The sequence below is a fragment of the Saccharibacillus qingshengii genome, from assembly GCF_013185195.1.
GTDB classification, from domain to species: domain Bacteria; phylum Bacillota; class Bacilli; order Paenibacillales; family Paenibacillaceae; genus Saccharibacillus; species Saccharibacillus qingshengii.
The window spans coordinates 1-21,617 of sequence record NZ_JAAZWC010000001.1 but is presented as its reverse complement, the minus strand read 5'-3'; the positions used below and the strand labels follow the sequence as shown (position 1 = coordinate 21,617).

The 21,617-nt window shown below is 56.5% G+C and carries 15 protein-coding genes; 4 read left to right on the top strand and 11 right to left on the bottom strand.

Annotation, left to right across the window (positions count from 1 at the left end):
* The first annotated feature begins 39 nt into the window (after positions 1 to 39).
* The gene (locus HRQ60_RS00070) at positions 40 to 972 is read left to right on the top strand and encodes a LysR family transcriptional regulator (protein WP_172193611.1); all 933 of its coding nucleotides are present in this window, start codon (positions 40 to 42) and stop codon (positions 970 to 972) included.
* 856 nt (positions 973 to 1,828) lie between these two features.
* Here the strand turns inward: HRQ60_RS00070 and HRQ60_RS00065 are convergent.
* From HRQ60_RS00065 to HRQ60_RS00040, 7 genes are all read right to left on the bottom strand, one after another.
* Positions 1,829 to 4,174 (bottom strand): sensor histidine kinase, encoded by a 2,346-nt coding sequence (locus HRQ60_RS00065; protein ID WP_172193610.1) that lies wholly within the window; start codon positions 4,172 to 4,174, stop codon positions 1,829 to 1,831.
* Positions 4,161 to 4,868, bottom strand: a complete 708-nt coding sequence (locus HRQ60_RS00060) for a response regulator transcription factor (protein ID WP_343044583.1) — start codon at positions 4,866 to 4,868, stop codon at positions 4,161 to 4,163. The genes HRQ60_RS00065 and HRQ60_RS00060 overlap by 14 nt, the downstream gene beginning before the upstream one ends.
* Before the next feature lie 190 nt (positions 4,869 to 5,058).
* Positions 5,059 to 6,030 (bottom strand): GGDEF domain-containing protein, encoded by a 972-nt coding sequence (locus HRQ60_RS00055; protein ID WP_246280958.1) that lies wholly within the window; start codon positions 6,028 to 6,030, stop codon positions 5,059 to 5,061.
* A 39-nt stretch (positions 6,031 to 6,069) separates the two neighbouring features.
* Complete coding sequence (locus HRQ60_RS23555; protein WP_343044571.1) at positions 6,070 to 6,735, bottom strand: EAL domain-containing protein; 666 nt, start codon at positions 6,733 to 6,735, stop codon at positions 6,070 to 6,072.
* 33 nt (positions 6,736 to 6,768) lie between these two features.
* Positions 6,769 to 6,999 (bottom strand): hypothetical protein, encoded by a 231-nt coding sequence (locus HRQ60_RS23550; protein WP_246280956.1) that lies wholly within the window; start codon positions 6,997 to 6,999, stop codon positions 6,769 to 6,771.
* Between the two features lie 306 nt (positions 7,000 to 7,305).
* Positions 7,306 to 7,785, bottom strand: coding sequence for a CBS domain-containing protein (locus tag HRQ60_RS00045; RefSeq protein WP_172193607.1), 480 nt, complete (start codon positions 7,783 to 7,785; stop codon positions 7,306 to 7,308).
* A 485-nt stretch (positions 7,786 to 8,270) separates the two neighbouring features.
* Positions 8,271 to 9,551 (bottom strand): S1C family serine protease, encoded by a 1,281-nt coding sequence (locus HRQ60_RS00040; RefSeq protein ID WP_172193606.1) that lies wholly within the window; start codon positions 9,549 to 9,551, stop codon positions 8,271 to 8,273.
* Between the two features lie 186 nt (positions 9,552 to 9,737).
* On the opposite strand from HRQ60_RS00040, the gene HRQ60_RS00035 reads away from it, so the two are divergent.
* Together HRQ60_RS00035 and HRQ60_RS00030 are read left to right on the top strand one after the other, a co-directional pair.
* Complete coding sequence (locus tag HRQ60_RS00035; RefSeq protein ID WP_172193605.1) at positions 9,738 to 12,935, top strand: GNAT family N-acetyltransferase; 3,198 nt, start codon at positions 9,738 to 9,740, stop codon at positions 12,933 to 12,935.
* Complete coding sequence (locus HRQ60_RS00030; RefSeq protein ID WP_172193604.1) at positions 12,932 to 13,810, top strand: amidohydrolase family protein; 879 nt, start codon at positions 12,932 to 12,934, stop codon at positions 13,808 to 13,810. Before HRQ60_RS00035 ends, HRQ60_RS00030 begins: the two co-directional genes overlap by 4 nt.
* A gap of 133 nt (positions 13,811 to 13,943) precedes the next feature.
* On the opposite strand, the gene HRQ60_RS00025 is transcribed toward HRQ60_RS00030, so the two are convergent.
* From HRQ60_RS00025 to HRQ60_RS00010, 4 genes are all read right to left on the bottom strand, one after another.
* Positions 13,944 to 16,319, bottom strand: coding sequence for a M56 family metallopeptidase (locus HRQ60_RS00025; RefSeq protein WP_172193603.1), 2,376 nt, complete (start codon positions 16,317 to 16,319; stop codon positions 13,944 to 13,946).
* A gap of 4 nt (positions 16,320 to 16,323) precedes the next feature.
* Positions 16,324 to 16,701: a BlaI/MecI/CopY family transcriptional regulator gene (locus tag HRQ60_RS00020; RefSeq protein ID WP_172193602.1), complete on the bottom strand. Its 378-nt coding sequence runs from the start codon at positions 16,699 to 16,701 to the stop codon at positions 16,324 to 16,326.
* A gap of 459 nt (positions 16,702 to 17,160) precedes the next feature.
* The gene (cysI, locus tag HRQ60_RS00015) at positions 17,161 to 18,915 is read right to left on the bottom strand and encodes an assimilatory sulfite reductase (NADPH) hemoprotein subunit (RefSeq protein WP_172193601.1); all 1,755 of its coding nucleotides are present in this window, start codon (positions 18,913 to 18,915) and stop codon (positions 17,161 to 17,163) included.
* Positions 18,916 to 18,980: 65 nt separating this feature from the next.
* Complete coding sequence (locus HRQ60_RS00010) at positions 18,981 to 20,822, bottom strand: assimilatory sulfite reductase (NADPH) flavoprotein subunit (RefSeq protein ID WP_172193600.1); 1,842 nt, start codon at positions 20,820 to 20,822, stop codon at positions 18,981 to 18,983.
* A 267-nt stretch (positions 20,823 to 21,089) separates the two neighbouring features.
* On the opposite strand from HRQ60_RS00010, the gene HRQ60_RS00005 reads away from it, so the two are divergent.
* Positions 21,090 to 21,518 carry a VOC family protein gene (locus HRQ60_RS00005; RefSeq protein WP_172193599.1) on the top strand — a complete coding sequence of 143 codons (429 nt, stop codon included), beginning with the start codon at positions 21,090 to 21,092 and terminating at the stop codon, positions 21,516 to 21,518.
* The last annotated feature ends 99 nt before the right edge of the window (positions 21,519 to 21,617 follow it).

Here is a 21,617-nt window from a genome sequence, read left to right as displayed (position 1 = left end):
ATAACTCACACAGAGGTACGATAAAAAGGAGCGAAACCCATGGAATTGACCTATCTCCGGACTTTTCGGGAAGTGGCTCGGCGCCAGAGCTTTACCCGCGCGGCCGAAGAACTCGGTTATGCCCAATCCAGCGTCACCATGCAGATGCAAAAACTGGAACGCGAGTACGGCGTGACGCTGTTCGAACGCTACGGACGCCAACTCCGGCTGACGCAGCCGGGCGAAGCGCTGCTCAAGCTGGCCGTGCAAATGCTGGAATTGTACGACGAATCCAAGGAAGCGATCGGCAATCAGCTGGACGGCGCGGTCACCATCGGCACCATCGATTCGCTGGCCGCCTATTATCTGCCGCCGCATCTGCAGCAGCTTCGGCTCAAGCATCCCGGGATCGCCATTCAGATGCTGCCCGACAGCGAGAGCAATCTGATCAACAAGCTGAAAGAAGGCGAATACGATCTGGTTCTGCTGCTCGATCGCAAACCCGCCGATCCTTCGCTGCGCTGCCTCACCGTGCGCGAAGAACCGCTTGTGCTCGTCGCGCCGCCCGGGCATCCGCTGACCGCGACCGGAAGTGCGGAGAGCATTCGCTTGAACGATCTGGGCGGATGCGAGCTGATCGTCTCCGAAGGCAGCTGCCTGTACCGCAGCACATTCGAGAAAGTGCTGCGCGAACACGGTGTCGCCTACCGGATCGGCTTCGAACTCGGCAGCCTCGAAGCGATCAAACACTGCGTCATGAACGGTCTCGGCATCGCGCTGCTTCCGCAGATCGCCGTCGAAGAAGAACTGCGCCGCGGCACGCTCGCCAGCATCCCGTTCGTGCATCCCGACCTGCGCTTCCACCTGCAAATCCTGCTGCATCCCAAAAAGTGGATGTCCCAGATGCTCCTGACCCTGATCGGGCTGATGACCGGCGAAGACGCGGACCGGGTAAACGAACGGCTGAACGGGGCGGACGTATCGGTGAAGTGAGCGGGTAAACGAACGGCTGTACAGGGCGGGCGTAGCGGTGAAGTGAGCGGGTAAACGAACGGCTGTACAGGGCGAGCGTAGCGGTGAAGTGAGCGGCAGCCTGTTGGCAGACCGGCGGATCTGGAGCGGCCGGAGGTCGGCGAGCTTTTGGCGGAAGAAGATGCAAAAAGGCGGCCCAAAGGCCGCCAACGTGTCGAGAAAGTCTGAATCCAAGTGAAGCGAGGAGGCGGAGGGATAAATTCAGTGAAGGAACGATAGTGTTCGCCTTTGAAATCGGGAAAATTCCGCTAAAATCCAATCCTTTTTCCCGATTTCAACACGCGACCGGAACGAATTTCTCCCGCAGCCGACGAGCTTACTAAACGAATAGGACTTTCTCGACAGCCTGACGGCCCAAAGGCCGCCTTTAGCTTATCGAGAACCCCAACACCAGCAGGAAGCCCAACTTCCCAAGAGGAACGTTGGGCTTCTTTTCATTCCCTCTTTTACGCGCCATATTCTATCTGTAACGAATCCTCGTATCGCTATTTGCCGATATTCAGCTTTTTGTAATATCTAACGAATCGTCATATTCTTATTGTTGCGATTATGCCGGTTTTAAGCGACTTTGGAGCAAATAGCGTGATGAGGATTCGTTAGAATGCGAAAAATTGCGCTGGCGAGCAAATAGCGTGATCAGGATTCGTTAGCGTGTTTAAGCGACATAGGTTCGCTTGGATACGCGAAGATGATCCGCAGGTATCCCATACTTCTACTTCTACTTCTACTTCTACTTCTACTTCTACTTCTACTTCTACTTCTACTTCTACTTCTACTTCCCCCTGCTTCTCCCCTGACCCGCCACCTCTCCTTCAACTTAGCCGACCGTCCCCGTATTCTCTTTCGAGCCGGTTTTGGGCCATACGATCATCGCTTTGAACAAATCGCCGTCCAGCTCGATATCGAATGTGCCGCCCTGCAGTTCGACCAGGCTTTTTACAATGGCAAGTCCCAGGCCCGACCCCTCCGCGCTGCGCGCACGGTCTCCCCGCACGAACCGTTCCATGATCTCGTCGGGCTTGAAATCCAGTTCGGCGGCCGATACATTTTTGAAGTGGATGCTCACTATTTCTGCATTCTCTATCAGCTCAACGTAGGCGCGGGAACCGGGCATCGCATATTTGGCGATATTCAGATAAAGGTTCTCGAAAATACGGAACGTCTTCTCGCTGTCGAGCGGAAGCACGGCTTTGCGTTCCGGCAGATTGAAGCGCAGCTGCACCCCGGATTCGGCCAGACGCTCACTTAACTCGATTTGTGCCTGCTTGAGCATTTCCACCAGATCCACATCGACCGGTGTCATCTCGGTATTCCCGCTCGAAGCCCGCGTGTACTCGAACAGATCTTCGATCAGCCGGTTCAGGCGCTGCGACTTGCCGCTCAGCACCTCGATATAAGACCGGTGTTCCTCCTCCGTCAGATTCGCCTGCTGAAGCAGATTGATATACGTCACGATCGCGGTCAGCGGCGTTTTGAGATCGTGCGAGACGTTCGTCACCAGCTCGCTTTTCATCTTTTGACTCTTGGTTTCTTCCTCGACGGCATGCTTGAATCCTTCGCGGATACGCTGCAGTTCGATTTTCATAGGGTCGAATACGCCCAGATTCCCATCGATCCGCAGATCAAGATCGCCGCGCGCCATGCCCTGGACGGAAGCATAGAGTTGGTCGTAATCGCGAAGGATCCGGTCTTTGTCCGCCTTTATTCGGTAAGAAAAGGCAAGCAGATACAGAACCAGCAGAATCAGCGCATAATAGTCGATGTATATGGCCAATATCGCGGTGGCGATCACGACAAAAGCGTGCATCAGCAGGACTTGGATCAGCGAACGATCACTCCGGTCCGCAGGATCAAATGTATGCAGCCAGACGCACAGGCGGACAATCAGACTGCCTTGGGTAAAAGTTCGTCCGACCCCATCCCTTACAGCCGTCATCAGAAACCAACCCAATCCGCACCAAAAGGTCAAGATTAGGAGCCAGCTTCCATAGATCAAAGCCTGCGCCATCCATTCCGGCAGTCGATTTTCATTCTGCCAAAGGGTATACGACCCGATTGAAAATTCCCGGTGCATAATCAAGGGTACCGCCGCACCTATCAGCCAAAATTCTAGCGGCAGCCTCGGTACGCGAACGCTTTCGAACCGCCGTACTTTTTCCCGGTCTACGCTCTGGGCATGCCGTGTCCGGCGTACAGATTCCAAAGGCAGCATACCTGTCAGTAAAGCCGCGCCCACTGCCAGCAGCGCCATCTGCCAAAGCCCAGATTCCTGGATACCCCCGAAATAAAAAGGCTCGATTCTCGGCAGGTTGCCGTACTCATTCCGGGGCAAAGCATAGACGATTGTAAACGCCGAAGGCTGCTGGATTCGCTCCAAAGAAGGATTCAACTCGGAAATATCCGGCAGTGGAGGCGGCATGTTCTCGATCTCCGAAATGACAATACGATGATGAAGTTGATTAAACAACAGCCGGTCCCGCCACTCGGTCCCCATGCCGTACCAAACCGGAATCGACATCGTGCCTGCAGCATCAAACTTCACGACCGCATAGAAAGCATATTTCCGCATCAACGATGAGTCCTCGGCCGGAGAGTCCGAGAATCCCAAATTATAAAGCGCTTCGGAACTGCCGGTCGAATTCAACTGCGGCCCCAAATGAATCACTTCGTAATCCATTTGAAAACCATGGTTGCCCTCTGCAAACTGGCTCTGCCAGCTTTCAATCAGAGTGTTGAATCGGTTCTTGAAGCTCTGCGGAAAAGCCACAGCAGATGTACGGGAATTATAAGCATTCCAGTCTCCCGGCAGGAACAAGTCCGAGGGATCGAGCTTCGTTTGCTGTTTCGGCAGATTTTGCTGGGCAAGCGTAAGCGGCAGAGCATAATTCATTTTTTCCATATAATCTGTCCATTGGCTGGGAATCAGGCCGCTTCCCATCGAAATATCGGATGTTTCCTGTTTAATCCAATGATCTACCCGGCTCTCTACAGCTGGATACTGCAGCAGGACAAACCAAGCGATCAGACCCAGCAGCACCATGCGTATATACACGGGCCGGATACCCGGTATCCTGCGCTTCGAGCGTTTGGTCTTGGAGGACGTCGGCTTCTTCTCTTCCAGTTCTTCCAATTTGTCTGCAGCGGATTCTTTATTGTTTCTCAATTTTATAGCCAACCCCCCATACGACTTTCAGATACTTCGGATGCTTGGGATTGATCTCGATCTTCTCCCGGATATTGCGGATGTGGACCATAATCGTCTCTGTGGAGACGGCGCGGTCGTTCCAGATCCGTTCATAGATTTCGTCCGCCGGAAACACGCGCCCCGGATGCCGGATCAGCAGCGCCAGAATCTTGAATTCGAGCGGCGTCAGACGAACGGGAATACCGTCCACGCACACATCCACCGCTTCTTCGTCCAGTTCCAGTCCTCCCACCGCGTGCCGGGTGCTTTTTCCCGCTCCGGTCGACAGCACGGACAAATACCGCGCATACCGGCGCAGCTGCGAATGGATCCGGGCCATTAGCTCCATCGGAGCGAAAGGCTTGGCGACGTAATCGTCTCCTCCGATATGGAGCCCGGCGATTTTGTCGATTTCTTCCGATTTGGCACTGAGAAAAATAACCGGGAAATCGTATTTCTCGCGCAGCTTCATCGTCATCGCGATCCCGTCCATGCGCGGCATCATGACGTCCACGACCGCCAGATGAACCTCGTCCGCGTCCTCGAGCCGGGCCAATCCTTCCAGACCGTCGGCGGCCTGCAGAACTTCATAGCCCTGATTCCTTAAATAAATGGATACCCCCTCCAGAATTTCTTTGTCGTCTTCCACTACGAGTATCCGATACGCCATGATGTCTCCTTTCTTTTGTTCCTTTTTCTTATCGACGCTCCAATCGTACCAAACGTTTCCTTATGACTTGCCGGGAGAAAACGAAAGAAATTCGAAAGAAACGTCTCTTTTTGCCGAAAATTCAAAAAAAAGCCACTCCTCAAAAGAGGCGGCTTGTTCGCTCATGCAAGAATCGGGCGGGTCCGGCGTACGCTCAGAATCCGGAACTTGCTGCCGTCTGTCCGTCCGCGAAAACGATACTTCCCTGAACGGATTTGCAGCGTTTCTTGATCCGGGCCGACTCTTCCACGATCTCTTCGATATTGTCGTACGCGCGGCTGCGGTTCGTCACTACGGCAATCGACAGCGAGACGAGCGGAATCAATCCCCGGCTGCCGAAGCGGTTTTCTCCCGTGACCGATCCGCGCAGCAGATCCTCGCTCCGGTAGAAGTTCCGTTTCAGCAGCTCGAATTCGTCGATCGCGCGGCTGCAGGTCTCCTCGTACTCGTGATGGTGCAAGATGGCGATGTAGTCGTCTCCGCCGATATGTCCAAAAAAGCTGTCCGGCTGCGCGAAGACTTCGCTGAGCAGATTGGCCGTCGCCTGCAGCAGCAGATCGCCCTGCTTGAAGCCGTACCCGTCATTGTAGGATTTGAATTGATCCAGATCGATATACAGCACACTGAAAGTTTCCAGTCCCAGCGTCTGCTGGAGCCGGTCTTCGATAATCCGGTTGCCGGGCAGTCCCGTGAGCGGATTCATGAAGGTCGCGATCTGCGTGCGCACATCCGCGACCGACAGCAGCAGCAGACGTACGCTGACCGCTCCGCGCAGACTGCCTCCGCCGCTGACCAGGACCAGGTCGTACAGTTCTTCTTCCGGACGGTTCATGGCCCGGATACTGACATCCGTAATCAATTCGCTCTCATCGACCAGAAGCGGACGGGAATTGGACAGTACCCCGACCGGACGGTTCATGAACAGGGTGTACCCGTAGCGGGTGCCGATCTGCTGATAGAACTGGACCCGCATCATCAAGGCGTTCGTGCCGTCCTCGCAGGCGATCGCCAGTCCTTCAAGCTTGGGATTTCGTTTGAACAGTTCGTCTACCGCTTCGCACTTCGTACGGGCTTCGACGACCGGAATCGCTTCCGCGATCTCTCCGATTTTTGTAAGCAACCCCATCGTCTCCTTTCTCGCTCATGCCAAGATCCTACCTCCGCTTCAAGCAAAGCGGCCCGGGGGTTTGATCTCGGCGGCCGGTACCGGATTCTTGACCGCAGGTGTAGGCAGGAACGTCTCTTCGACAGGAAAACGGCCCGGTTGGAGCTTGAGATCCGGTCGTCCGAGCGCATAGCCCTGTCCGAATTGAATGCCTTCCTGTCTGAGGAACTCGGCTTCCGCACAGGTCTCAATGCCTTCGGCAATAATCGAAGTACCCGAGCCCTGCGCGAACTCCTGCAGCAGCTTCACCATTCGCTGACGGTCCGGGTGCCGATGCAGATCGCGGATAAGCGACTTGTCGAGTTTGATAAATTCGGGCTTCAAACTGACAATCGTCTGCAGACTGCTGTAGCCGGAACCCGCGTCGTCCACAGCGATCCGAAAGCCCTGCGAGCGATAATGCGATAGTACCCGTTCAAATTCGGCATGGTCGCCGACGGACTGCTTCTCCGTCAGTTCGAACACGATCCGCTCCGGCGGAAGTCCGAGCCGTTCGAGCAGACGGGCCGTTTCTCCGCTGCAATAAGCCGCGTCCGTCAGAATCAGGGGATGCACATTGATGAATACGACTTCTCCCGACTGTTCATCCGGTGTCGACAAGCTTTGGTGCGCCGCCTCGAACCGCTCCAGCGACGTTTCCCGGCAGTAGCGTTCGAATTCGAACACGCGGCTGCTTCGGCCGATATAGTCATAGAACGTTTAGGTGTCGGGGAACGACTTCGAGAGCGGCGGACGATTGAGCACCTCGTAGCCGAGACAGCTGCCATCCTGCAGATTCAGGATCGGTTGAAAAAAGGTAGACAGCCTGCGCCCTTGGACGATCCGGTGCAGTTCTCTGGATTGACTGTAGATCCGCGCCGAAAACCGGACCGTGTCCAACAAATCGTGCCAGGCCGAGATCGGACCGGATGCAAAAAGCGGGAATTTCATGTTCACTCACCTTAATATGCGTAGAATCGAGATTAAAACGGGCTTCGGACATCTCTATGCGTCTATCGTAACACCCGGATACCAAGCAAGCGTCAACGGAATGTAAAACCTGTGTCAACGAAACGATTCTCCGGGTCCAGCGACCCTGCAGGCATAATCGATTCCCGGGATTTCTTCGCGTATTTGCCCGCACCGGGCTTCTCTTGGCCCATACAAAAGACCCGCACGATTTCTTCGGTCGAAACGAAGAATCGTGCGGGCCCTGCGGACTGCGCGGTATGGAGCCGAAGTGCGCACAGACGGGGCTCAGCTGCCTACCGGATTCGTATTCAGTTCGTTCAGGCGAATCGCGATTTGCTTGAGCAGATCGCCGCGGCTGATCACGCCGACGACCTGCTTCTTGTCATTGACGACAGGAAGCTTCTTGAAATGATGTCTGGCGAGAATGCCCAAAGCTTCTTCCAGATCCTGATCCGGCGAAACGAACTGCGCGTTTTTTTTCATAATTTTGCGTGCCGGCGTACCTGCCTTGTAGGACAGCGCTTCGGCCAGCTCTTCCGGCTGATTCACGAAAACATAACTGAACATATCGTAGACGGTCTGCCGGCTCGGGTTGATGTAGCGCAAAATGTCGCCGTCGCTGACCATTCCGGTCAAACGGCCTTCCGCATCGACAACCGGAGCTCCATTGATCCGTTTCGAGACGAACAGCTGCAAAATGTCGGACACCGGCAAATCCTGATCGACGGTGTGCACATCCTTGATCATAAAATCCCGTACTTTCATTGGATTCTCCCTCTTTCCGTATGAGGATGAACAGACAGCCCTTGGCGGGGTATACCTTGATTTTACTCCTCTCCACGGATATAGTAAACGCTTTCTTTTGGTGAAAAAGAAGAAGAAGCCGCGTAGGTACGCGGCTTCAGGCTGTCGAGAAAGTCCTATTCGTTTAGTAAGCTCGTCGGCTGCGGGAGAAATTCGTTAGCGTATGCTTCCGATGTGCCTTTCTCCGAAAGGCTTTAGGTCGCGTGTTGAAATCGGGAAAAAGGATTGGATTTTAGCGGAATTTTCCCGATTAACGGTGCAAGTTCATATCCTGATTTTGGATGAACTTGCACCACAAAGGCGAACACTATCGTTCCTTCACTGAACTTCTCCCTCCGCCTCCTCACTTTGTTTGGAATACAACTTTCTCGACACTTTGAAGCCGCGTAGGTACGCGGCTTCTTCCGGACGATTTTAAATGATGCGCAAACCCTGCCGGGATAAGGTCAGATTTGCAGATTATCCGTCAGCGACAGCGTCACCTGCTGCTGCTGTCCTCCGCGGTAGAAGGTCACTTCCATCTGGTCCCCGACTTTCTTCTGCGTAAAGAGATGCTGCCGGAGATCGCCGGAGCTTCGGATATTCTGCCCGTCGACCTTCGTGATCACGTCAAGCTGGCGAAGTCCCGCCTGCGAAGCCGCCGAGTTGGGCAGTACGCGCTGCACCACGGCCCCGGCCGTTACATCCGCCGGCAGGTTCAGGTCCGATTGATAATAGGCGGACGGGATCGAAGCCAGATCGACCGTGGTCACGCCCATCGTCGGCCGCTGCACTTCGCCGTTTGCTTCGAGCTGCTCGATGATCGGCACGGCGATATCGATCGGAATGGCCAGGCCAATCCCTTCCACGGTCTCTACGCTGATCTTGGCCGAGTTGATCCCGATCAGTTTGCCGGAAGCATCAAGCAGTGCGCCCCCGCTGTTGCCCGGATTGATCGCGGCATCCGTCTGGATCGCTTCGGATTGGAAATCCGGCTGTCCGTCTTCGTTCACATCGACAGGCACTACGCGCTCAAGCCCGGATACGACTCCCGTCGTCACCGAACCGGCAAATTCCAGTCCCAGCGGATTGCCGATCGCGATGACCGGCTGACCGGCTCTCAGCGCCGAGGAATCCCCGAATTCGACAAGGGTATCCGCCGCCGAAGCATCCATGGTCACGACGGCCAGATCGGTCCAGACGTCGGTGCCGACAAGCGTCCCTTCAACATCCGTTCCGTCCGCCAGCGTGACTTCAAGCTGGTTGGAACCGGCAACCACGTGATTGTTCGTCACGATATACGCCAGGTCGCCTTCTTTCTTGTAAATAACGCCCGAACCGGTGCCGACCGGTACCCCGGCTGCGTCTTCCTGCATCCCGAACATCCCGCCACCGCCGCCGCGGCTCTGGATGTTGGTGATCCCTACAATAGCGCCTCCGATACGCTCCACGACGCCCGGCACATCCGTGCCTTCGGCCAGAGTCAGAGAAGCGGGCTGCGCTTCCTCCTCTTCCGGCGTATCCACCGGGCTGGACATCGGCTGCGCCGACGTTTGCTGCTCTGCGGCCGGCTGTGCTTCCGTGTTCGCGGACGATCCGCTGTCCATCAGCCCGGTACGGGGCAGAATCAGCGCCACGAGCAGCGCTCCGACAATCAATCCGATCAGGCTGGACAGGAAATAGCCCCATCGGCTTCCTTTTGAGCGGCGCGGAGGGCTTCCTTCGGGCCCACTGCTGCGATATTCCATTGGCCTCCGTCCTTTCGAATAAGATTTGGGGTCTAGACGTCTGGGATAGTCTTTCCTAATGTCTCATACCCGGAGACGCGCAAGCGTAAACGCCCTCAAACCGGGCTTTTCTGGAATCGCAGCCAGTTTCCGCTTATACTAACAGGGTATAATAAATCCAATCGGAGTCAGGCAAGGAGGCCGAACATGAGCTTTGCGGAAACAGGAACGATCCGGATCGTCGAATACGAACCCAAGCACGCGGCATCGCTGGCGGAGATGTGGAATCGCAGCAGCGAGAGCTGGGGCGGGGACAGCTACGTACATACGGAAGAAGAAACGCGGGAGAAACAGGAACGCAGCACCGACCTGCAGACCTTCCTCGCGCTCGACGGCGAGACCGTCGTCGGCTTCTGCAGCTTTTCCTATTATCAGGAAGACGAAGGAGCCTTGTATATCCCGCTCCTGAATGTGCGTCCCGATTACCACGGACAAAAAGTCGGCAAGGCGCTGGTACTCAATGCCGTGCGGCGCACGATCGAAATGGGCTGGCCGAGGCTTGATCTCTATACGTGGGCCGGCAATACCAAAGCCGTTCCCGCGTACAAAAAATGCGGATTTTTCTGGGAAAAACGCGACGATACCACGCATTTGATGAACTTTATCCCTAGCGTGCTGAATACGGAAGCGGTCGCGCCGTTCTTCGAGACGGCGGACTGGTACGCGGACGGCAGACGCGATCTGTCGGTCTATCCCGACGGCGAACGCGAGAACGGGTTCGACTTTTTCACCTATACCTGGGAAAAAGACGGGCGCAATCTGACTATGCAGTTCGAACGTACGGGGCGCGGGCTGCGCAGAATCGAAACGGACGACTACGCCGTCGAAGCCGTTATCGGGCGGCACCGTCTGCCGTTCGGACGCAAATATCCGGTCACGTACCGGATTGTCAACAAAAGCGGCGCGCCGCTGGAAGTGAAGATCGCGGGCAGAAACGGCAAAGGCGTAGCGTTCGATCTGAACGCATCGGCGACTCTGCCGGAAGCGGGCAGTGTGCGCGAAATCGAAGGCATGTTCGAACTCAAGGAAATGCCGGAAGAGCCGAGTCCGCAGCGAACACATCCCGGCGTGGAAGCGGAACTGACCATCAATGGGCGCAAAGCGGTATTCAAGACCGGTATCGCGCCGGTATTCCCGATCAAGCTGACGGCGGTCACGGCTTCCGCGCTTGCTTATCCGGGCGGCGAGAGCGAAATCCAGCTCGGATTCGAGAGCCGCTTCGCGGAAGACGCCGAGATCGAAGTGAAGCTGCCGGAATCGGAAGACGTTTCGTTTCGTCCTTCGACGCTCGCGCTGCATCTACCCGCAGGCGGGCGGACTTCCGCTTCGCTTGCCGCGCTTGTGCGCCGGCCCGGCATCGCGGCTTCGGATGTACGGATTGCCGTGACATCGGGCGGCGAGACCTTCGAGGTCCGAAGCGAATTGGAAGCGGTCTTCCCTGCCCGAACCGGATTTTTCCAGGGAGAAACGCCGCGCGAATGGATCATCGGTAACGGTCCGGTTACGGTTCGTTTGCAAAAATCCAACAATCAGCTTAGTCTGCGAACCGCCGGGCAGGAGGGAGCGCCTTTTGGGTTCGATCTGCCGAAGCTCGGTCCTCCGTACAGCGACCGCTTTATCGAACAGAAGCCTTCGGATGTCCGTTTCAAGACGCATGGCGAACGCCTCGTACTCGAAGCGGATTACGAGTGGGAAGAACCTGCCGGCATTCGGATGACGCTGGTAGCGGAACTCGCTTCCGATGGATTCCTGAAGCTGTCGCACCGGCTTCTCCGCCTGGACGGCGAGCCTCTTCCCGAAGACCTGAAACTCAAACTCCAGCTTCCGGTCTCGTTCCGCGAAGCCGTTCTGCCTTATGACGGACATTTCCTGGATTTGGGAACCGGAGCGGATTCGATGAACAGGGATTATTGGAAGCCGGAACGGCTGACCGAGAACTGGATGTTTTTCCGTTGGCCGTCTGCGGCCTGCGGAATCGTCTGGCCCAAGCCGCTCCGCCCTGTTCGCAGCGGTTGGCGTTACGCGTTCGAAAAGCCGCTCGGGGCCCTGAATTCGGGCGATTCGTTCACGACCGCCCCGCTGAGTCTGTTCATTGGCACATTCGGCGATTGGCGGGAGCTGCGCGCCCATGCGCTGGAGAGCGGAGGATTGTCTCCGCACCAGGCTTGGCCTCCCTCCATGGAAGATCATCGGACTCATCGCCCTTCTTACAAAAACGAACATCTCGAAGCTTCACTGCATGCAGGCAATCCGTTTCTGCCTAGCGCTTTCGAAGCCGAACTGCTTGAACGCAAAGACATAAATCTGAACGGCACACTGCGGCTGTCTTCCGAACGCGGATCGATTGCGGCGGACGAACTGCAGGCCGATCCTGCGCTCGAACTGCGCAGAGTCTCGGCGAAGATGGAACTTGTCCGGCGGCCGGAAGCCGATATCGTGACATTCGATTTCGATATGGACGCATTCTCGCTGAGCCGCCGCCAACTGGTATTCCCCGCCGCCGCAGGCGGCGAGCAGCCTATCCGTACACGGAAACTGACGGATCAGGGGTTGGACGCATTCGAAGCCGATAACGGGCTTTTGACGCTTCGGGTTTCTCCGGCTTTTGGACCGGCTCTCTATTCTCTTCAGTATCAGGGCCGCGAATGGCTGGACACTTCATTCCCGCAGGCCGGACCCAAATCGTTCTGGAATCCGTGGTTCGGTGGGATCTGCGCCGTGCCGTCCGGGCTCACGCTGCGTTCGGTGCAGGAAGAGCGGATTGAAGCGGACTTTGCGGAACTAACGGATACGCTGGGCAATCTCTGGTCGGGCATCCGGGTTACGGTACGGATCGAACAAAACGAACTGCTCAAAGGTCTGACTTATCATCAATATTTCCTGCTGCGTCCCGGTTCGCCGGTCATGGCTTATACGACCCGCATCGAACAGCATACCGGTCTGCCGATCGCAAATGCCGTTCTGAGCAAAAGCGCGTTCTACTCCAGTTCGGCCGATCTAAAAGACGGGCGGTTCGCAGTACGCGATAGCCGCGGAGATCAGATCGTATACAAAACCGGCAAATACGATATCGACCTGGAATTCGAAGGCGTACTGCGTCTGTTCTCCGCCGAGCGCGAAGAACGGCTGATCGTCGTTCCCGGCCTTGAAGGTGCTCTGCGCCAATATGCCGTGCTGCTGAACGAACTGACCGGTATTGCTTACGACGACCGTTTCGACGGACGCAGCGGTGCGCGCAGCTTCGCCGGCTCTTACTTTTATGTACTGACCGATCTCGATCCGCAGGACGACGAACTGCTGGCCCTGCGCCGCATTTCTTTTGAACAGGAGGAACCTTCATCATGAAAATCATCGATGCCCATATCCATTATTCCGAAATCGAGAGTTTCCACCAGACAGCGGACGAAGTCTCGCGCCTCAGCTATACGCCGGAAGGGCTGGCGGAAGAATTCCGCCGGGCCGGCGTCGTGGCTGCGGTCGGCATGGGCGTGACCGAGACGACTCCGGGAGGCTTCCCCGACCATGCGTCGGCCAATCCGATGGGATTGGACCTTGGAGGCGGTACGCTCGATACGCTGCCGGCGAACGTATTCGAATGTGCCGGCATCAATCCGCATACCCTGCACGAACCCGGGCAGCTCGAAGCGCTGGAACGTTCGCTTCAGCATCCGAAGACAGTCGGCATCAAGCTGTACGCGGGCTATTACCATTTTGCCGTCAACGACCCGATCTACGATCCGGTCTACGTTCTGGCGTCCCGCTACAAACTTCCGATCGTCATTCATGGCGGCCTTACCTATTCCGACCGCGGACTGCTGAAATATTCGCATCCGCTGTCGATGGAAGAAGCGCTGCTTGCGCACCGGGACATCACCTTCATGATCTGCCATCTCGGCGATCCGTGGGTGATGGACACGGCCGCCATGCTGGAGAAAAACCCGAATCTGTACGCGGACCTGTCCGGCTGGTTTGTCGGCGACGACGACAAGATCACCCGCATGCTGACCGAGCCGACCTACGTTGACCATTTCAAACGGGCGATCGTGTTCGCGGAGCGGTACGACCGGCTCGTCTTCGGTACGGATTGGCCGCTGATTCCGATCGATTCGTATATCCGGTTCGTGAAGCATCTGATTCCGGAGAACTATTGGCATCATGTATTCTACCAAAACGCGCTGGATGTATTCCCGAAGCTCAAAGAGCAGCTTCCGCGGGATTGACTTCACCGTACTGAAAAACCCCCGATTTCCGCTTGATTGCGGAGGTCGGGGGTTTTTTCTGATATTTGGGTTAGACATCGCTCCACATAAGGCTGGAACCCCGTATTCGACTGTACCTGCGTATTCGAGCCGTTTACTGCGTTTCCGACCACAGGCCGGTAAATACATCCACTTTCACGAGAATCCGATCGCCTTTCCATTCGACGCGGCACAGCACGTTCCCGTTGCCGTCAAATCCATTTAACCAATCATCCCCGATGGGTGTCCACCCCGCATTCTTTGCCAGAAAGCGAAGGCGTTTGTCCAGTGCCGCAAGGTAAACGGTACCGTTGGAAGACAGCAGTCCTTCCGTATCGATCTTGCTTTCTTCTCCGGATATTCGGGCGAGCGTCATAATCGGTGCGCCCGACGTGCCGTCGAATACGGTACCGGTCCGCGTATTGGCTCCGTAGGAGGCGCCTTGACCGGAAGATCCGGTGCTGCCGGGAACCTCGATACGGTATACGTGATTGTCCCAGCGGATCCTCCATCCTTCACTCGCTTTGGGATCTACGATGCCCATCCGATCCAAGATCGCCGCAGGGAGTTCGCTATCCGTATAAGCCAGACCTCCGTTCACACTCATTTGCGTGTCGGCAATCGACAGGTCTTGGTCATAGGTCGCAGTGACCGTCAACGGAAATTCAGTCACCGACGCCCGCCCTTCGAGCCTGGCCGTCAACGTATTTCCAGCCAGGGTATAATAGACGATCGCACCGAAGCCGACTTGATCGAATAACCAGCCGCTTTGAACTGGAGCTTCATAGCGTTTGGTGACATAAGCCCCGTTCAATTCCGCATTCAGAATCGCTTCACCATCCTGCTGTACAATCGAAGACTTCATCGTTTGCTGCAGATAGGCAACCGGATCTTCGATCGGAATCTCGTTCAGCGTCTCGCCATCGAGCACATGTGCTTCCTGCAGACTCAACTCGGTTCCGCTCCCGGTCGGCACAAGCAGAACAATGTCTTCCTTCTTGTCCCCGTTCATGTCCGTCCGGGAGATCAGCACGGAATGGGTTCCTCCGTTAGACGCATAATTCCATAGATAGGCTGCCGCCCGGCCTTCTTCTTGGCGGATTGTAAATCGCGACAACAGCGGATGATCGGGATCATTGTGCGCAGACATATAGACCGAAAGGTCGTCATAAGCCGATAATTTATATCCTTCGCCGCCTTCAGCGGGTACTTCAACCCTTTCGTTTACCCGTTTGCTCGAAGGAGACTCCGCCGATCCTCCGCCTGAAGCTTCCGCGGTAGTCTCGTCCACGCTCCGATTGGCGGCCTGGAGATCATCCGGATCTGAGCCTGCGACCTTCGACGGAGTTCCGGCGAGCGCACAACCTCCCAGAAGCAGGATGGCAAGAGCACCTGCAATCATGCTTTTCCATGTGTTTTTGCGATACTTTGCGATCATAACCATTCTCCTCTTGATGTCCTTCTTGCCGCTCCATAACCCCGAAGCGCCCGGCAGTCTGAGCGGAGCCGCCCCTCGTTCCAACAACGCGATCAAGGTCAAGCCGTACTCCCGCCGCTCCGCTTCCGGAAGAAGACCGAGAGCCTTCGCGTCGCAGGCCGCTTCCTGGTCTTGCCTCAATTTGCGAACCGCGATCGCAACCAGTGGATTAAACCAATGCAGAGCCGTCAGCAGCGCCGCGAGCAGGTTCACCGCGATATCTAGGCGCTTGATATGCGCCAGCTCATGCATGACGATATGCCGCAGCCGCGATTCCGCCAGAGTGGAAGGAAGTTCGGCGGGCAGCAGCAGCCGGGGCTTCCATACGCCGAATACGGTCGGAACCGACAGCCGAGCCGTTACGATCAGGTCCGGACTTCGACGAAGCTTCAGTTCCGAGGCGCAGCTGCCGATCAGTGCCTCTATGCGCTCCCGTTCCGGCACGACATTCGAAGCATCGTACCGAATCCGTCGGCCGAACCGGACAGCCGAGACGGTACCTGTCCCCAACAGTATGAACACACCCGTTATCCACAGCAGCGAAGCGGCTCCAAGCCAACTAAACTCAAAGGAAGCGGCCGCCGATTCGCCTTGCTCCATTCCTTCGTCGACCCGGATTAGCGGACCGCCGCCGGCTGTCGTCTGCAGTCCGGCGAGCCCGGCAGTTCCCTCTCCCAAGCCATTCGGTAAGATAAGATCGCCGCCCGTTTGTCCGGCAGACCGCTCCGGAATCTGCTGCGACGGCAAAGCTTGTTCTCCCGTATTCCGGCTGCTCCATGATTCGGGCATCCAGGCGTACAGACTCACCGGGCTCTCCGGGGACCATGGAATCAGCAATCTTGCGAGCAGCGGCAGCCAGAGCAGGTAAATCCATACCGGTCTCAAGCTTGTACGAAGCATTCTCCGCAGCACCAGGATAATCGGTACCAGGATGCTTCCCATTATCGATAACAGCAGAATTTGCCGAAAAAAGGTCTCGAGCAGAACGGACAGGGTATGCAAAATACTGCTCATAAACTCAGTCCTTTCGCTCGTCCAGTATTTTGCGCAGCTCGTCGATCTCTTCCTTCGTCAGCTTCTCGTCGCGCAGGAAATGCGCCAGCATAGGACGCATCGTTCCTCCGTAGACGCGCTGGAGAAACGAACTCGTCTCGGACCGGACGCACTCTTCTTCCTGCACCTTCGGATAGTAGGCATAGATACGCCCTTCCTGCGTGTATCCGACGGCTTCTTTCTCGTTCAGGCGCTTGATCAAGGTACGGACCGTCTTGGGATTCCAATTCCGGCTTCCTTCCAGCTCCCGAATAATATCGTTTGCCGTTCGGGGCGAGCCGGCCCACAGCACTTTCATCACTTCCCACTCCGCATCCGAAATACGGGGAATCGATCGATCCATCATGCGCCTCCGTTCTTTTTCGAATATTCGACTACAATCGTAATCCTTGAAAGGAATATTACACTTGTAATCCAATAAGGTCAAGAGTCCGATTACGAACGCCTGCCTTTCTGCATGCTGACAAATTCAACCTCTTTGGGTTCTGCGTTAACGCACTGTCAACGTCAGCCGCCGAAAAAACAAAAAAGCCGTTCCCCGATGGGAAACGGCTTCAACGTGTCGAGAAAGTCTGAATCCAAGTGAAGCAAGGAGGCGAAGGGAGAAATTCAGTGTAGGAGCGCCAGTGTTCGCCTTTGAAATCGGGGAAATTCCGCTAAATTTCAATCCTTTTCCCCGATTTCAACACGCGACCGGAACGAATTTCTCCCGCAGCCGACGAGCTTCTACAACGAATAGGACTTTCTCGACAACCTGACGAAAAGCAGAAAGCCGGTAGGCTTTGCTTTTCGTCTTTTTCCGTTAAGCGTTTTGGGCGTGAAACTGTCTTCCGTCATGTACCGCTTCCACGTAGCCGGCGCGAACGGTGAAGTCGCCGAAATGCTCGCCGTCCAGCCGTTCTTTCGCGTAGCGTCCGATGATCGGCTTCAGTGAAGCGAGAATCTCTTCTTCGCCGATGTTTTCCTTGTACATCTTGTTGAGTCTTGCCCCGTCGTGCGCACCGCCGAGATACATATTGTATTTCCCCGGTCCCTTGCCGATAAAAGCCAGTTCCGCCAGCATCGGGCGGGCGCAGCCGTTCGGGCAGCCGGTCATCCGGATCACGATTTCTTTGTCGCGCAGTCCTTCTTCTTCCAGCATCGCTTCCAGCTTGTCGATCAGGCCCGGCAGATACCGTTCCGATTCCGCCATCGCCAGTCCGCAGGTCGGCAGCGACACGCAGGCCATCGAGCTGCGGCGCAGCGCGGAATAATGGGCGCCGTCCGTCAGATTGTACTGGGCGATCAGGCGATCGATCTTGCGCTTTTTCTGCGGGCTGACATTGCCGATGATCAGGTTCTGATTCGCCGTCAACCGGAAATCGCCGTCGTGTTCTTTGGCGATCTCGCGCAGGCCGGTCATCAGCGGATAGCCTTCGAAATCCGCGATCCGTCCGTTTTGGACAAACAATGTAAAATGCCATTTGCCGTTGCTGCCTTTGATCCAGCCGTAACGGTCTCCGTTATGGTCGAAGCCGAACTCTCGCGCCGGCTCCAGTTCCCAGCCGAGGCGGCTGTGCAGTTCGTTCACGAACCAGTCCAGCCCGCGATCGTCGATCGTGTACTTGAAGCGGGCATGCTTGCGCACCGCACGGTCGCCGTAATCGCGCTGAATCGTCACGACTTTTTCCGCCAGGTCGATCGACTGCTCAGGCGTGATAAAGCCGATCAGCTTGCCGAGCTGCGGATAGGTCTTCACGTCGCCGTGTGACATCCCCATACCGCCGCCGACCGTCACGTTGAATCCGGCAAGCTTGCCGTGTTCGATAATGGCGATCAGGCCGAGATCCTGCGAGAACACGTCGACATCGTTGGATGGAGGCACCGCAATGCCGATCTTGAATTTGCGCGGGAGATAGACGGGACCGTAGATCGGTTCCTGCTCGACCTCGGCGTCGCGGCTGTCCACGACCTTCTCTTCGTCAAGCCAAATCTCGTGATAGGCACGGGTATGCGGATCGAGATGCCGGCTGACTTTGTCGGCCCACTCGTACACTTCCGAATGGATCTCGGACTGGTACGGATTCGGATTGCACATCACGTTCCGGTTGACGTCGCCGCAGGCGGCAAGCGTGCTGAGCAGCGCCTCGTTGACTTCGCGGATCGTATTCTTGAGATTCCACTTGAGCACGCCGTGCAGCTGGAACGACTGGCGCGTCGTCAGGCGGATCGTTTCGTTGCCGTACTTATGCGAGATGCGGTCCATCATCAGCCATTGTTCGGGCGTGACTACACCGCCGGAAGCGCGCACCCGGAGCATGAACTGGTAAGCCGGCTCAAGCTTCGATTTGCTGCGTTCGCCCCGCAGATCGCGGTCGTCCTGCATATAGCTGCCGTGATGCTTCATCAGCCGGTTGTCGTCCTCCGGGATCGAGCCGGTCAGCGGGTCTTTGAGCGTCTCTACGAGGCTTCCCCGCAGATAAGCGCTGTTTCGTTTGATATCCTCCACGTCGCTGTGCGGTCTGTCGTGCGGCGGGAACTTTTTCCATTCTGGTGCTTGCGTTGGTTGCTGCGTCATGATCAAGCCTCTCCTTCCCCGTTCAAACGGACCGTTTCCCTGTCGCGAAATCGCGATTTATCGGATCAATACACATCGCGCTGATAGCGTTTCTCCTGCTGCATCCGCAGCAGATATTCGGACGCCTGCTCGGGACTGAGTCCTCCGCCCTGCGCGATAATCGTCTCCAGTGCCGAATGCACATCGTGTGCCATATGCTTCTCGTCGCCACATACGTAGACTGCCGCGCCGCCGTCGATCCATTCATACAGTTCTTTGCTTTTATCGAGCATCCGGTGCTGCACATAGACCTTCTGATCCGTATCGCGGGAAAAAGCCACATCCATCCGGGTCAATATGCCGTCTTTGATCCAGCGCTGCCATTCGACCTGATACAGGAAGTCGGTCGAGAAATGCTGGTCGCCGTAGAACAGCCAGCTTTTGCCGCGTGAACCGGTCTCTTCGCGCTCGGCCAGGAAAGACCGGAAAGGAGCGACGCCCGTACCCGGTCCGATCAGGATAATCGGCGTATCGGGATTCTGCGGCAGCTTGAAGTTCGGATTGTGCTGGATAAATACCGGCAGGCGGTCACCCGGCTCGAGGCGTTCGGCCATCTGCACGGAGCAGACGCCGTAGCGGTCGCGGCCTCCGCAGGCGTAGCGTACGGTCCGCACGGTCAAATGCACCTCGTCCGGCGTCGCCTGGGGACTGCTGGCGATCGAGTACAGCCGGGCCGGCATTTTGCGCAGGATTCCGGTCAGTTCGGCGGCCGATTTGCCGTGCAGTTTGAAGTCGCGAATCAGGTCGAGCAGATCGTGATTCCCAAGATACGCACGCAGCTCGTCGGCGGCTTCCGGCGAAGTCAGACGGGCAAGCGTATCGCTTCCGGTCAGCTTCGCGGCCTGCTCCAGCAGCGGCTTGGTCAGCACGGTAATCTCATAATGGCGATGCAGCGCTTCGCGCAGCGCAGCCGCTCCGTTCTTGCCGATTGCCACATTTTCCTGCGGGTCCCAGCCCATCTCCGCGATGATCTCGTCCACAAGGCGCGGATGGTTCTCCGGGTAGACGCCGAGACTGTCGCCCGGTTCGTAAGTCAGGCCCGACCCTTCCAGCGACAGCTCCAGATGGCGCGTCTCGCGGGCGGACCCGCGGCCGTTCAGGTTCAGGTTCTCCAGCACTTCCGCCTGGAACGGATGGCTGCGCGAGTATTCGGATTCCGAGTCGGAGCTGAGCGGAGCCGCCGAATCGGCGGCGGAAGCCGCGGCCGCCGGAGTGGCGCTGAGCGCTTCCGTCACCGCTTTCATCCATTCGCCGGCCGTCTCGTCGAAGTCCACGTCGCAGTCGGCCCGTTCGGCCAGACGCGAAGCGCCGAGTTCCGCCAGGCGCGTATCGAAATCTTTGCCGGTCTGACAAAAGAATTCATAGGAGGTATCGCCGAGCGCCAGCACGGAATAATTCAGGCTGTCCAGTTTCGGCGCGCGTTTGCTGTACAGAAATTCGTGGAAAGAAATCGCGTTATCCGGCGGTTCGCCTTCGCCGTGCGTACTGACGATAATCAGCAGGTTCGCGATTTTCTTCAGATTGTTCGGCTTGAAGTCGGCCATCGACAGTACTTCCGTCTTGACCTGCTGTTCTTCGAGGCGCTTTGCCAACTTCTTGGCCAAGCCGCTGCCGTTGCCGGTCTGCGAACCGTACAGCAGCGTAACTTCGCGCGGTGCTGCCGGAGCTTCGGGGGTCTGCGGTGCACTTTCCGCCTGCGGCACTGCAGGTACGACCGTGCCGCCCGGCGTCTGCACGCCGGCGGCTGCCTGGGCCGACAAGTATCCGGTGAGCCAGATCTGCTGGTGTCCGTTCAAAGTAGGAAGCAGACGGTTCAGCAGCTCCGTCTGCTGTTCATTAAAAGGGCTGTTCGTTACATTCAATACCAAATCGTCCACCTCGCACGGCATCATTTCCGCTTGAACCGAAATCCAAGTCGGGTAGTCATTTCTTGTTAATTCCCAGTTAATCGATCAGAATTTATTTTGCTCTCTTGACCCTATCATACGGACAAAATAGGGTCAATTCGATTCGGTTTATGAGAATCATCAGATTTTCTGATAATGGGTTAACAAAAAAGAATTCACAAACACAGGTTCCCCTTGTATTATGAAGTGGAACGTATCCTTTCATTTGAAAAAAGGAGTTGGACTGCCATGAGTACACGTTGGGTTCCCTATCTGGTTATGGACGGAAATGCGGGAGAAGCGGCAGACTTTTATGCCAAAGCGCTTGGAGGCGAAGTCGTCGGCCGGATGACATTCGGAGATATGCCGGAAGGTCCGCAGGGCCCCGTTCCGGAAGAGATCAAGTCTCGAATCACCCATGTGCGCGTCGTATCGGGCTCGCAGGAACTTATGCTATCGGACACGTTCCCGGGCATGCCGTATCGGATCGGCAATCATATCACGATCTCGATCGGTCTCGACGATGCGGCTCGGGCGCGGGAAATTTACGAAGCGCTGGCCGAAGGCGGAACGATCGACATGCCGCTGCAGGAGACGTTCTTCAGCCCCGCTTACGGGCAGGTGACGGACAAGTTCGGCGTGCCTTTCCAGATCAATACGGCTCCGGCGTCCCTTTAGACTCTTCTCCTTTTATATAAAAGACGGATTGTCAATCCAAGTGCAACACTTCGTCCTGAAACGATTCGTGTGTAGACTTCCAGCCTAGACATTTGCGGG

What these genes read in the sequence shown, in the direction of transcription:
- HRQ60_RS00035 (WP_172193605.1), top strand. Translation starts at nt 9,738, where the DNA reads ATGAGCTTTGCGGAAACAGGAACGATCCGGATCGTCGAATACGAACCC.
- HRQ60_RS00045 (WP_172193607.1), bottom strand. Translation starts at nt 7,785, where the DNA reads ATGAAAGTACGGGATTTTATGATCAAGGATGTGCACACCGTCGATCAG.
- HRQ60_RS00025 (WP_172193603.1), bottom strand. Translation starts at nt 16,319, where the DNA reads ATGAGCAGTATTTTGCATACCCTGTCCGTTCTGCTCGAGACCTTTTTT.
- HRQ60_RS00020 (WP_172193602.1), bottom strand. Translation starts at nt 16,701, where the DNA reads ATGGATCGATCGATTCCCCGTATTTCGGATGCGGAGTGGGAAGTGATG.
- HRQ60_RS00005 (WP_172193599.1), top strand. Translation starts at nt 21,090, where the DNA reads ATGAGTACACGTTGGGTTCCCTATCTGGTTATGGACGGAAATGCGGGA.
- HRQ60_RS00055 (WP_246280958.1), bottom strand. Translation starts at nt 6,030, where the DNA reads ATGGGGTTGCTTACAAAAATCGGAGAGATCGCGGAAGCGATTCCGGTC.
- HRQ60_RS00070 (WP_172193611.1), top strand. Translation starts at nt 40, where the DNA reads ATGGAATTGACCTATCTCCGGACTTTTCGGGAAGTGGCTCGGCGCCAG.
- HRQ60_RS00030 (WP_172193604.1), top strand. Translation starts at nt 12,932, where the DNA reads ATGAAAATCATCGATGCCCATATCCATTATTCCGAAATCGAGAGTTTC.
- HRQ60_RS00040 (WP_172193606.1), bottom strand. Translation starts at nt 9,551, where the DNA reads ATGGAATATCGCAGCAGTGGGCCCGAAGGAAGCCCTCCGCGCCGCTCA.
- HRQ60_RS23550 (WP_246280956.1), bottom strand. Translation starts at nt 6,999, where the DNA reads ATGAAATTCCCGCTTTTTGCATCCGGTCCGATCTCGGCCTGGCACGAT.
- cysI (WP_172193601.1), bottom strand. Translation starts at nt 18,915, where the DNA reads ATGACGCAGCAACCAACGCAAGCACCAGAATGGAAAAAGTTCCCGCCG.